8 protein-coding genes are annotated in these 12,714 nt (G+C 67.2%); 3 read left to right on the top strand and 5 right to left on the bottom strand.

The annotated features are described in order from the left end of the window. Positions 1-76 precede the first annotated feature (76 nt). On the bottom strand, positions 77-673 hold the full coding sequence (locus tag DM995_RS13640; RefSeq protein WP_116969773.1) for an ankyrin repeat domain-containing protein: 597 nt from the start codon (positions 671-673) through the stop codon (positions 77-79). Between the two features lie 136 nt (positions 674-809). Between DM995_RS13640 and DM995_RS13635 the strand changes: the two genes are divergently transcribed. The 3 genes from DM995_RS13635 (at position 810) to DM995_RS13625 (ending at position 2,672) form a co-directional block, all read left to right on the top strand. Next, positions 810-1,409, top strand: a complete 600-nt coding sequence (locus DM995_RS13635) for an SCO family protein (RefSeq protein WP_116970472.1) — start codon at positions 810-812, stop codon at positions 1,407-1,409. Beyond that, complete coding sequence (locus DM995_RS13630) at positions 1,397-1,867, top strand: YcgN family cysteine cluster protein (RefSeq protein WP_023839098.1); 471 nt, start codon at positions 1,397-1,399, stop codon at positions 1,865-1,867. Before DM995_RS13635 ends, DM995_RS13630 begins: the two co-directional genes overlap by 13 nt. A 163-nt stretch (positions 1,868-2,030) precedes the next feature. Next, positions 2,031-2,672, top strand: coding sequence for a M48 family metallopeptidase (locus DM995_RS13625; protein WP_157973211.1), 642 nt, complete (start codon positions 2,031-2,033; stop codon positions 2,670-2,672). Positions 2,673-2,799: 127 nt separating this feature from the next. On the opposite strand, the gene DM995_RS13620 is transcribed toward DM995_RS13625, so the two are convergent. The 4 genes from DM995_RS13620 to DM995_RS13605 are packed head-to-tail and all read right to left on the bottom strand — an operon-like array spanning position 2,800 to position 12,618. Further along, positions 2,800-3,087, bottom strand: coding sequence for a type II toxin-antitoxin system RelE/ParE family toxin (locus DM995_RS13620; RefSeq protein WP_116969771.1), 288 nt, complete (start codon positions 3,085-3,087; stop codon positions 2,800-2,802). After that, positions 3,084-3,332, bottom strand: coding sequence for a type II toxin-antitoxin system ParD family antitoxin (locus DM995_RS13615; RefSeq protein ID WP_116969770.1), 249 nt, complete (start codon positions 3,330-3,332; stop codon positions 3,084-3,086). The genes DM995_RS13620 and DM995_RS13615 overlap by 4 nt, the downstream gene beginning before the upstream one ends. 58 nt (positions 3,333-3,390) lie before the next feature. Next, positions 3,391-7,080 (bottom strand): SDR family oxidoreductase, encoded by a 3,690-nt coding sequence (locus DM995_RS13610; protein ID WP_116969769.1) that lies wholly within the window; start codon positions 7,078-7,080, stop codon positions 3,391-3,393. Positions 7,081-7,125: 45 nt separating this feature from the next. Continuing rightward, positions 7,126-12,618: an AMP-binding protein gene (locus DM995_RS13605; RefSeq protein ID WP_198669369.1), complete on the bottom strand. Its 5,493-nt coding sequence runs from the start codon at positions 12,616-12,618 to the stop codon at positions 7,126-7,128. Positions 12,619-12,714 lie beyond the last annotated feature (96 nt).

Raw genomic sequence — 12,714 nt, 5'->3', positions numbered from 1 at the left:
GTTCCGCTTCCCCTCCACCACCGACCTGCGGTCGGCGGTCCCCCTCCCCGAGACAAGCTCGGGGAGGACTGGAAATTTACCCCGTCGGGCCGAACACCTTGGGCGTGTTCGCCCCCGCCTTGCGGTCCTTGTCGCTCGACGTGATCGCCTCGAGAATCTGCGGGTTGCGGAAATCGCCATTGGCATAATCGCGCGCGGACTGGCCGGCGATCGTATCCTGCTTGTCGGGGTTCGCGCCGTTCTTGAGCAGCAGCCGGACCATGGCGAGGTCGCGCAGCTGCACCGCGCGGATCAGCGCAGTCTCGCCCGAATTGTTCGTCGCATCGATCTGTGCCTTGCGGCCGAGCAGCAATTCGGCGCCGTCGACGAAGCGCAGGTTGGTCGCCAGCATCAGCGGGGTGATGCCGTTCTTGTCGCGCGCATTGGGGTTGGCCCCGCGCTGGAGCAGAAAGCCCATCCAGGTGAGGTCGCGCCGCGCGGTGACGATGTGCAGCGCGCTCTCGCCGCTGGTAATGTCCTTGGTGTTGACGATGGTGCTGCCCGGTTCGTTGAGAAACTGGGTCGCCTTGTCGCCGTCGCGCTCGCGCACCGCCTTGAGGAAATTGTAGCTGTCGGAAAACTGGGCCGAGGCCGCCACCGGCAGCAGCAGCGCCAGAGCCGCCAGCAGCGCCATCGGACCACGGGTCAAGATGCGGACAAAGCCATCCACGAATTCACGTTCCTTGTGCAGGGTGGGTCCGGCGCGCCGGGCCCGGGTTGTTCAAGCCCCCTTGAAACGGGGTGCATAGCAGAGCATGGACGAACCTGTCATGAACAAATCCCTGTCGCTCCTCGCCGCCCTGACGCTTCCGTTCGCGCTCGCCGCCTGTGGCGGTGCCGCGACCAGGCAGGAAGCGCCGCTCGAGGGCGCGAAGATCGGCGGACCGTTCGCGCTGACTGACCAGGACGGCAAGACGGTGAAGGACAGCGATTTTGCCGGCAAGTTCCGGATCATCTATTTCGGCTACAGCTATTGTCCCGATGTCTGCCCGGTCGACCTGCAGAAGATCGCCGCCGGTTTCGCCAGGTTCGAAAAGGACCAGCCCGAGCGCGCGAAGGCGATCCAGCCGATCTTCATCACCATCGATCCGGCGCGCGACACACCCGCGGTGCTCAAGCAATATGTCAGCGCCTTTCACCCGCGGCTGATCGGCCTCACCGGTACGCCCGAACAGATCAAGGCGGTCGCGGACGCCTATCTCGTCATGTACAAGGCGCAGAAGCCTGCCGGCCCCGATCCCAAGGCCTATCTGGTCGATCACAGCCGCCAGGCCTATCTGATGGGCAAGCAGGGCGAGCCGATCGCGCTGCTCCCCTATGACGAGGACCCGCAAGCCATCGCCGCCGAAATCGACAAATGGACGCGCTGATGGCGGCGGGCCGCCATCGACCTGAAGAGAGCCCCCCGTTCTGGGAACAGCCGCTGGCGAGCCTCGACCGCGCGCAGTGGGAGGCGCTGTGCGACGGCTGCGGCAAATGCTGCCTGCACAAGGTCGAGGATGAGGACACGGGGCACATCTACCCCACCAATGTCGCCTGCCGCCTGCTCGACACGCGCACGGCGCGCTGTTCCGACTATCGCCATCGCCGCGCGCTGGTGCCCGATTGCCTGCGGCTGACCCAGGGCAATGTCGCATCGATCGCCTGGCTGCCCTCGACCTGCGCCTATCGGCTGCGCGCAGACGGCCTTCCGCTGCCCGACTGGCACCATCTGCGCACCGGAAGCCTGGCAGAGATGCACGCGGGCGGTCATTCGGTGATCGGCCGGGTGATTTCCGAGGTGCATGCAGGTCCCATCGAGAACCATATCATCGAGGAAGAACTGTGAGGCGGCCAATCGCCCTCACGCTTCCCACGCCTTGCGGCGCGGGCCCCTTCCCTCTCCCGGCGGGAGTGGGAGGGGGGCGCGCAGCACCGGAAGGGTGAGGGCGAGCGGCCGATGCCGATAGCGCGCCTGCTCCTGCGCAAACCCGCCGCGCATCGGCGTCGCGGTGCCGGCGCGCGCAATCCGGCTGCGCACCGATCCGGCCAGGGGCGCGCTGTTGCTCACGCTTCCGCGCCATGCCCGGCTGGGCGAGGGCATCGCCTTTGCCCGCACCCAGGCCGATTGGATCGAGGCGAGCTTCGCGCGCGCCGGCACCGCGACGCCGATCGAACCGGGCGCGGTTCTTCCCTTTCGGGGGACACCGCACCGGATCGACTGGGAGGCCGCGCATGGCCGCACGGTGGTCGCCGCCGATGGCGTCATCCGGCTGGGCGGCGCGCGCGATTCGGTCGAACCGCGCCTGACGCGCTGGCTCAAGGCCGAGGCAAGAAGGCACTGCGCCGCCGACCTTGCCGATTACTGCGCCCGCGCGGGCATCGCGACACCGTCGCTCGCCCTGAGCAGCGCCGCGCGCCGCTGGGGCAGCTGTTCGGCAAACGGCACGATCCGCATCAACTGGCGGCTGATCCTCGCGCCCGACACGGTCCGCCGCTCGGTCGTCGCGCACGAGGTCGCGCACTTGCGCCACATGAACCACAGCCCCGATTTCTACGCCTGGCTCGATCACCTGTTCGAAGGCGACCGCAAGTCCGCCGACCGCTGGCTGAAAGCGCACGGGCGCGGGCTGTATCTGGTGGGCGGGGGTTGAGGCTGCGATTTTCAGCAAACCTCGGTGCGCAGGTCCCTCGACTTCGCTCGGGAACTCGAACCGTTGACGGGGCGCGTTACCCCTTCCGTTTGTCCCGAGCGAAGTCGAGGGACGTCACGCGCAATCGCTACAGGTTCCGTTCCACATCCTGCGCACCGTGCAGAACCCGAACGACGACGATCCTCTCGGCCTCGCTGCGGAAATAGATGATGTGCGATGCCACCCTGCATTTCAGCAATCCGGGACGGACATCGACCGGCCTGCCTGATCTGTCGCCCCGCGCCAATGCCTCACACAGGCTGCTGATGTCATCGGTATAGCGATCGGCCTGGTCTTCGCCCCAGCGATCCGCGCTATAGTCCCAGATGGCTTCGATATCGGCTTCCGCAGCAGGCAGGAAGACGAGCGATCTCACCGCGCGGCGCGCTCCGCCCGCTTGCGTACCTTGAGAGCCTCGAAGTCGATCGGGCGCGGTTCGCCAGATTGCTCCCCCTCGATCAGCGCCTCCTGAAGGGCGCGCACCTTGGTCTCATGCTCTTCGAGCAATCGTAATCCGGCGCGGACCACGTCGCTGGCAGAGCCATAGCGACCGGTCCGGACCTGCTCGGCGATGAAGCCGGAGAAATGGTCCCCGATCGTCACGGACGTGTTGCGTGCCATGTTCAGTCCCAGTAGTGGCAGAGACTGCCACGATATACCAAAAAGTATTACAGCACAATCACACCGTCATCGACGTGCCCCGGTAGATCCGCGCACGGTACCGCGAATCCTGCGCGTCGGGCAGCGGGGCGCCGACCAGCAGGACCGCGCGAGCGAAGCGCTTGAGCTCTTCCTGATGCTCCACCGCGTTGCGCGGTTCTTCGGAGCGGACGCGGCGGGTGAGGTTGATCTGGTTGGTCGGCACGTCGTGTACCAGCCGCTCGTTCTCCACCGCCAATGTCGCGGTGAAGGCGTGCAGCGTCGTCTTGACGAAATTGGCGAGCGCGAACGCCGGGCCGCTCTGGCCGAAGGGCACGTCGGGCGAGACCAGCACCAGCTGGCAGCCGTCATAGAGCGAGGCCTTGCGCGAGACGCGGAAATGCTGGGTGAGGTTCTCCTCGCACAGCGTGCGGAATTCCTCGGGCTCGAGCATCGCACCATCCTCGAACAGCCGGTCGGGCAGGCCCGCCATCGGCGTCGAGACGACCGTGGTCGGGCGGCCGAAATCGGTCAGCGCCCGGTCCATCGCGCTTTCGACATCCGCGCCGCACACGCGCACGGTGACCTTTTCGGCAATCTCGGGATCGAGCAGCGCCAGCACGCTCGCCTCGCCCGCCTCGCTGCGGGTGAGCAGCACCAGCCGCGCCACGCCCAGCCCGCCGATCAGATGGTTGGCGGTCTCCGCGATATAATCGGCCAGATGCTCGCCGATCACCCACACGGTCTTGCCCTTCATCTGTTCGAGCCGCTCCTGCTTGGGGCTGCCGAACATCTCGCGCTCGGTGTACGAGCGTTCGACGCTGAGCCCGCCCGAGGGCATGAAGGTCTCACCGCTCACCGCGCGATCGGCGAGATAGAAGACGGTCGCCTGCGCGACCTCGCTCTCCTTGGGCATTGCGCCCAGGTGCAGCTGCGACAGCACGCCGCGCCCGACCTTGTCCGCCTCCTTGCCGATGCGTTCCTGCGGCAGGTACGGCATGTCGTCGGGCGGCAATGCCAGCAGCCAGCCGGTACGGCCTTCGGCGCTCGCGCTGCGCTGCTGCCATTCGTCATGCGCCAGCAGATAGCCCGCCGAGGCGAGCCGCATCAGCAGGCGGCCTGCGATATCGGGGGTGAGCAGATAGCGGTCCCAGGTACAGATGCCGTCGCCCTCGCGCGCGAGTTCGAGGCAGAGCAGCCGCAGCGGATCGGGGGTCGAGCGGTCGTGGCTGAGATAGCCGGTATCGTTGCGCGCGAGCCGGCCGAGCACATGCGTCACCTCCGCCCCCTCGCGGATCGATTCGATCACCGCGGCATAGATGGCGTTCAATCGCTTGTTCTCGAGGATCAGGCGGGCGCGGCGCAGGAACAGGCCGGGCTTGCCGCCCGTGCCTGAAAGCCGGTCCCCATCGACCGGGCCGGGCGCGATCGCGTTGACCTGGATCTCGGGGCCGAGAAAGCGCGAGAAGCTTTCCACCATCGCGCGCTGCCCGGCCTTGGACACGGCATAGTCGGCGCGGTTGGGATAGGCGACCGCGAGGAACTTCTCGCCGCCGAAATAGCTCGACACGTTGAGAATATAGCCCGAGCCCTGCCGCTTCATGATCGGCACGACATAATGCATCAGCAGATAGTTGCTTATGAGGTTCGCGTCCAAGGTCCAGCGCCACATGTCGAGGCTCATGTCGATGACCATGTCCTCGGCTCCGGCAACGCCGGCATTGTTGATGAGATAATCGATCCGCCCGAACTCGGCCATGGTGGCATCGGCGGCGCGGCGCAGCGAATCGAAATCGCTAACATCGACATCGGCCATGATCTTCACCCGGCGCTCGACGCCCGAAAAGCCGACATCCTGCAACTCGCCGACGATGCGTTCGCGCGCGGCCTCGAGTTCGCTGGCGCGGCGCGCGACCATCATCACCTTGGCCCCGGCGAGCGCGAGCAGCCGCGCGACCTGGCCGCCGATCCCCGCCGATCCGCCGGTGATCATCGCCACCTTGCCCAGATGCAGCCCGGTGATGTTCTCGGCAAAGCCCAGCATCGCCCGGCGCGCGCCCGTCTCCTCGCCGATATTGGCAGGGAGATACAGCGAGGTTTCGGTGATCTTCTGTTCCTTGAAGACGATGCGCGTCGCATGGCCCGCGGCAAAGCGCGTGTTCTCGTCCTCCTCGTTGGTGTAGCGCACGATCTGGTTGCCCCAGGCGGCGCGCTTCTGGCGCCCTTGCGCGAAATCGACGCGCGATTCGTCGCGCCAGATGGTGATCAGTTGCGCAATCGCGGCAGCGAGGATGCGGCCCGCCTTGTTGCCCTTGCCGTCGCTGGGACCCGACGTGAACACGAAGCGCGGGTCCTGCATCAGGTCGGAACAGGTCTTCCAGTAGCGGCGCAATGTGCGCGCGACCGCAATCGTACCGGTCAGTTCGATGTCGATCAGCGCATCGACCTCGGCATCGCTGGCCTCGACCAGGCTGTCGCCGAAATGCCCCGCCGGTTTCACGGGCAGCACGATCGCGCTGTGGATCGCGCCATGCGCGTCCGAATAGGCGCGGATCGCCGCCTCCATGCCGTCGGGCTCGGCGCGGTTGAAGCGCATGATGGTGAGCCCCTCTTCGGCCCCTTGCGCCTTCACCCGCGCCTCGGCCTGCGCGACATCGACCTGGCGCGTCATGCCGAGCAGCACGCGCGCACCGCACGCCGCCTGGATCTTGGCCATGTCGAGCGCGTCTTCCCAGGCCTCGCCCGCCGCGATCAGCACGGTGAGCCCCGCGCCGTCGAGCGAGCGCATCGACGGGCGCGTCATATAGGTCGAGCGCGAATCCTTGCGCACCTGCATGCCGTGCGTCACGTCGATCTCGTTGCCGTTGAGCGCGGCGGATTCATCGCTGGCGAGGAACAGGCAGGCATCGGCAATGTCGCCCGGCACGGGCAGCGTCTTCTGCTTCGGCGCATCGCCGACCGCGCGTTCGAGCGTCATGCGGCCCATGAAATGGTTCGCGGTGGTGTTTTCCGGCTCGCCCTGCAGCGCGTCCATCGCGGCGAACACGGTGCGGATGCGCTCGCTCTCGATAGGGCCGGGAAAGACGGTGTTGACGCGGATGCCGGACGCGCCGAGCTCCTTGGCCAGTTCCTGGCTCAGCGCATTGAGCGCCGCCTTGGGCACGACATAGGCGGTGCGCCCATAATAGCGGGTGTGCGAGAAGATGGTCGAGATGTTCACCACCGATCCGCCCACCGGCATGATCGGCGCCGCGGCGCGGGTCAGGTTCCAGCTGACGCCGAGCAGGTTGCGCATCGCATCGGCGACGGTCTCGCTATCGCCATTGGCCTCCATCTCGGCGCGGGTGAGCGGCACGTTCTCGAGCGTCTGGCGCGGCCCGGCCGAACCTGCATTGTTGACCAGCACGTCGATCCGCCCCAGCGCCGCCCTGACCTGATCGATCCCGGCGCGCACCGAATCGGGATCGGCGCCATCGAGGATCACGGTGAAGACGCGCGATTCCTCGACCCCGGTCTCGTCGAGCAGCGCCTGTTTCGCCGCCGCCAGCCGCTCCTCGGTGCGTCCGGTCATCACCAGTGTCGCGCCCTCGGCGATGAAGCGGCGGATGATCGCGCCGCCCAGATTGCCCGCAGCCCCCGTGACCAGCGCCACCTTGCCCGCCAGCCGCCCGGTCGCCGCCTTGCCGCCCGCCGGGTCCACCTTGGCCCCCTTGCCCTTGCCTGCCGTCATCTCATGTCTCTCCTGCAACGCCGGACCAGGGCGATCGTGGTGCGGTCAATCCCTGGGGAGGGTGGAAGTGCTGGCCCAATATTCGAGCAGCTCGTCGCGGCTGCGCAGGCCCATCGCGGGCAAGGCGTGGTTGACGACATAGGTCGCGCCGGTGTGCCGGTTGTCCCACATCGCCTGATGCGCCTCGGGCAGGCCGTCCCAGTCGACGACCAGAGGCTCGGTGACGCTCAGCAGACCGCCCGCGATCATATTGTTCATCACCGTCACCTCGTGCGCGTTGCACAGGTGCGTGCCGAAGATGTTGGCAGTCGGCATGATGATGCGGCGCTGCCGGGTCCAGACCTGCGGCGCGTAGAAGGTGTAGCGGCGACCCGCCATTTCCTCGGCATAGACTATGCGGCCGCCGAACGGCTTGACCAGCGAGGTCGAGACGCCGAGCGAATCCTGGCCCGCACGCTCGATCACCAGATCGGGCACGCCGCGCGGATTGCCGGGCGATCCCAGGATCCTGCCGACCGCGGTGCCGAAGGGCTTCATCGTATGCTGCTGATAGCGGCGCACGCCTTCCTTGAACCGCTCGATGTCCGCGCGGGCATCGGGCAGGCGCGGCAGGCTGTCGGGCCAGACGAACTCGGCATCGCGGCGTTTCAGCCCTTCCAGGCTGATGATGCCCTCGACCGATTCCTCGAGCCCCAGCGACTGCAGGAACTCGCGCTGCCCGTCGGTGGTGGTGACGATCACCGTGCGCGCCTTGTACAGCCGCGCCGCCTCGATCATCTCGAGCCCCAGCGGATCGGCCAAATCGCGGCTGCCCGGGCCGTAATAGAGCAGCACCGATTCCCCGCCACGCAGCTGCGCGCGCGCCAGCATGTCCGAGGGCGCGGCGCTGCCAGGCTTGCCCATGAAGCTGAAATGATAGCCCGAGGACGCACCGTAAAAGGCGAGCGTGCCATTCTCCTCGAGCAGCTGGAAGCTGCGCGGAAAGGCGCTTTCGCCCGCATGGCTGACGACGAAATCGGCAAGCCTGCCGCCGTTCATCCTGCGATATTCCTCGAGAATGCCGGCGCCGTCAGCCTCCCAGGCTTTCGCCGCTTCGGGATCGTCGGGTACCGGGGTGAAGGCGGCGGCAAAGCGCGGATCCTTGCGATTGAGCGCGCCGACCGCGCCCTGCTCGCGCACGAAGGCGGCGCGGTCCTCGCTCGAGACCAGCCCGGTCGCCTTGAGGCCCGACTTGAGGCTCGATTTGAGCGCATCGAGCCCCGTGCCGGTGGCCGATCCCTCGACGAAGATCGTCTTGCCCGGCACGATCTGCAGCGTGGTGAACAGGCAGCGGGTGATCGTGCCGAGATTGAGCACATAGCTGCCTGCCTGTTCGAGCGTCAGGTCGGGCGGCACGCGGTGCAGCTGCGGTCCCTGGACGTTGAGGAACTGCGCATGGCTGCCGGTCTTGGTCTCGTAGCCCTGGATGGCGAAGCCCGCGAACATCGGGTCGTCGCCCGCCTGGGGGGAGAGCAGGTCCGAGGTGCCCGAATAGACGACCACCATGTCGCCGACGCGCAAGCGCCCTTCGGCCTTGACCTCGCTGCCCAATGAGGCGACCAGCGCCAGCCCGCCCGAACCGGTGATCTGGACGTCCTCGTCATGCGCGTCGAAGGGGGAGACGGGTATGCCGGTGAGCGCCCAGATATCGTTGAAATTGACCTCGCTGGTCAGCATGTACACCAGAGCCTCGTTGGGCTCGGGCGCGACCACGGGGACGATATGCTCGCGCTCGTGGGATGCGGGCGGGCCGAAGCGCGGCGCGCCGGTATCGGGATCGCGGCTGATGCCGAAGGCGAGCTGTTTGGCCGGGATCGGGGTCACCCCGGGATAGAAGGGCGCGCCGACGGGGAGCAGCTGGCCCGATGCGATCATCGCCGCCTTGTTCGCCTCGTGCTCTGCATCGATCCACACGCCGGTGCGCCGGACGGGCAGCGGCGGCGACTGCTTGTCCATGAACTGGCGGATGCCGGTCTTGCCGCCCTCGGGATCGATGATCGCCTCGGCAAAATGCTCGCCCTCGCGCTTGAGCCCTGCGGCCATGCCTTCGGTCCAGCCGGTGCGAACCGCATCGAGCGCGCGCCTGCCCGCCTCGCCGCGCCCGGCCCATTCGAGCTGCTTGAGGATGCGCTGGAGAAACGTGTCCTCGAGCACCGCGTCGAGATCGATATGCGCCGCATGGGCCCAGCGCTTGGTCATCGCCTTGCGATCGGCAAAGGCCTTGCCGAGGGTGCTTTCCGCCCCGTGCCGCGCATAATCGCGCACCATCGCGTGCGCCATGCTGAGCACATCGTCGCTGCCATCGGCGATCTGCTCGATCGCGCCCAGCTCGAGCGCTTCCTGCGCCCCGATCGCCCGGCCGCCCAGGATCAGGTCGAGCGCATCGCGCAGGCCTTCGGCGGCGCGGCGTTCGGCGAGCAGGCGCGGCAGCCGCTGCGTGCCGCCATAGCCGGGCAGCAGCCTGAGGTTGATCTCGGGCTGGCCGAAGCGTGCCACGGGTTCGGCAATGCGGTAATGGCAGGCGAGCGCGAACTCCATCCCGCCACCCAGCGCCACGCCCTGGATCGCGGCGATGCACGGCTTGCCCATCGTTTCGATCTTCGCAAAGGCGAGCTGCGCATTGTTGGGCAGCACGCCGGCCTCTTCGACCGTGTTCACCTCTTCGAGCATCTGGCGGATATCCGCCCCTGCCACGAACGAGGCGGTGCCCTGGCCGGTGAATACCACCGCAATCACGTCATCCTTGCGCGCGAGATGCTCGACCACGATCACCAGCTCGTCGATCGCGCGTTCGTTGAGCGCATTGACCGGGGGGTTGGTGACGGTGACCGTCGCGACGCGCTTCCCGTCGCCCAGATTGTTGTACTGGATCAGGAAATAGCGATAGCGCTCGAACAGCGCCTGATCCTCGGCGAGCTGCTGCTTGCGCTGCCAGGCGGCGACGGCGGCCTTGAGCGCATCGATGCTCTCGGGATTGCGCAGCGTCGAGGTGTCGCCGATATCACCGCCCTCGACGATCGCGCGGACCATGCGGCGCATGTACTTGCCCGAGCGCGTCTCGGGAAACTCGGCGACCTCGAGAAAGTCCTGCGGCACCGCGACCGCGCCCTTTTCGGTGCGGACCAGGTCGGTCAGGCGGCGGCGGTCGTCCTGGGTGAGCCTGCGCCCGGCGATGGTGGTGACGAACGCGATCGGTGTCGCGCCCTTTTCGCGATGCGGCGCGCCGACGACCAGCACATTGCCCACCGGCGAGCCCGGATCGAGCGTCTTGTCGCGCAGGATCGCGCCCTCGATCTCCTCGGTGCCGATACGATGGCCCGAGACGTTGATGACATCGTCCGAGCGGCCGTGCAGCGAGAACGAGCCGTCCTCGTGCCGGATCGCGAAATCGCCCTGAGTGTACGCCCAGGTGCCTTTCCAGCGCCCCCAATAGGTGCTCGCGTAACGGGCGGCATCCCCGCGCCAGAGCGGGTTGACGCGGATGCCGCCCGACACGGCTTCAAGGCTGAACTGATCGGTATCGCCCCAGATGGTGCGGGTTAGATACGGATAGGGCAGCGCGATGACGATCTCGCCCTTCTCCCCGTTCTTCGCGCGCCGCCACGGAACGCCGCCGGCCTCTTCGCGCTCCAATCCGAATTCGAGCGGCGGGGCATCGGCATCTTCGACCCAGACATCGCCGACGATCCAGGGCAGCGGATAGGTATGCGCGTCAGGGCGCAGCGGGAAATCGCTATTGCCGTAGAAATGCGTCCAGGCGATGCCGCCATGTTCGGTCGCCCAGTAGCTGTTGATGTACCAGGGCGTGACATGCTCCATCGCGAAGGCCTGGACCGAGGGCGAGGTCGGCTCGGCGCAGAAGGTTGCGACCTTGAGCGAGGACATGTCGTACGCCTGGATGTCCTTCAGATTCTCCGGGTCCTGCATCACGCCTTTGAGGAAGGTGACGCCCGCCTTGAAGATCTGCACCTTGTGCCGCTCGATGATCGAGGCGAAGCGCCCGGCATGCGGGAAGACCGGCGAGCCTTCGGTGATGATCGTCGTCACCCGGCACAGCAGCGAGCCTGCGATCAGATAGCTCTGCCCGGTGATCCAGCCCGGATCGGCGACGACGAACATGACATCGCCCGGCGACGCATCGAAAGCCACCGGCATGGTCGCGGCGACGCCGGCGCAATAGCCGCCATGAACGTGCACCACGCCCTTGGGCTTGCCGGTCGAACCCGAGGTATAGATGATGAAATTGGGATACTCGGCATCGACCGGCAGCGGCCGCGACACCGCCCAGATGGCGCGGACGAAATCCGCATCGGGCAGCGCCAGCAGCGCGGCTTCGTCGGCGACATCGAGCCCGAGCGCGCGCGCGGCTTCGAGAATCTTCTCGCCCGCCTCAGCGGTCAGGTCGTGGCTCCAATGGTCGCGGTGCGCGTTCCACACCAGATCGGGCTGCGCGGTGTGGCGCACCACCACCACCGCCTCGACGCGCGGCGGCGAATCGACCAGGGCAGACGCGATCGCCATGCGCAGGTTCGCCGCCTGCGCGGCATTGAGCGCCGAGCCCTGCGCCAGATCGTCGAGCGCACGCCCGACACCGCGCATCACGTCCGAGCGTTCCACCGTGACCTCGCCGTCGAGCAATTCGCTCACCGCATCGGTGATCGCGCCGCGCACCTTGTCATCGGCCTCGTTCGCGGGGTCGTTCAGCGCGCTGGCGAGCAGGTCCATCGCGGTGCCGACGCCGATGAAATTGTCGAGCGCAGGGTCGGTATAGCTCGTCTTGAACGGCACCATCTGCGCGTTGCGATAGCTGCCATCGGCGGTGATGACGATCTTGGCACCCGCGTCAGCGATCCGGTCGGACAATGTCTTGTCGCTGAACCCGCCGAAGACGGGCGTGTAGATGATGCCTGCGCGCTTGGCGCCTTCGGTCCAGTAGATCTGCGCCGGGATCGACGGCATGTTGAGCGCGATGCGGTCGCCCGCCTTCAGCCCCAGCGCGGCCAGCGCCAGCGAGCATTTCGCCGCTTCCAGCATCAATTGCTTGCGCGACACCGGGTAGCAATCGACCGGCCCGCCGCGGCCATTGTCGCTGGACATGTTCCAGCGGTCGCCCTCGAAGATCAGCGCGGTTTCCGCGCCGTGCCCGGCGAGAACATGCCGGTCGACCTCGTTGAAGCCGCTATTGGTGAACGCGCCCTCGAACCAGCGCCAGTTGGGCGGGGTGTCGGCATTGAGCCCGCGCTCCCAGGGGGTGTGATCGGCGGGCAGGTCGAGGCTCTGCGGCGCGCCGGTCGCGGCATCCCATCCGGTCCACACGCCCGCGTCGCGATCGAAAAAGCCCCAGGCCTGATGCTCGGGCAGATACCAGCAGATCGACGCGCGCGCCTGGTCGCCATGAAAGGCGCCCGGATCGGCGATGCAGGCATTGCGCATGGCGGTCCAGCTGGCCGAATCGGTCAGCGGATTGGCGCGCGGAGCGACGGCTGGCGATAGCACCATGTCGAGGGCGGTCAGAGGACGGGCCCGGACAGGCGGGCGCGCGCAGGGCGGGTATACGGGGGGAACGACATGAGTTCGCAGCTCTCCCGCCGTCTC

It is taken from the genome of Blastomonas sp. UPD001 (assembly GCF_003426715.1).
Classification (GTDB): domain Bacteria; phylum Pseudomonadota; class Alphaproteobacteria; order Sphingomonadales; family Sphingomonadaceae; genus Blastomonas.
This window is presented reverse-complemented; position numbering and strand designations above follow the sequence as displayed.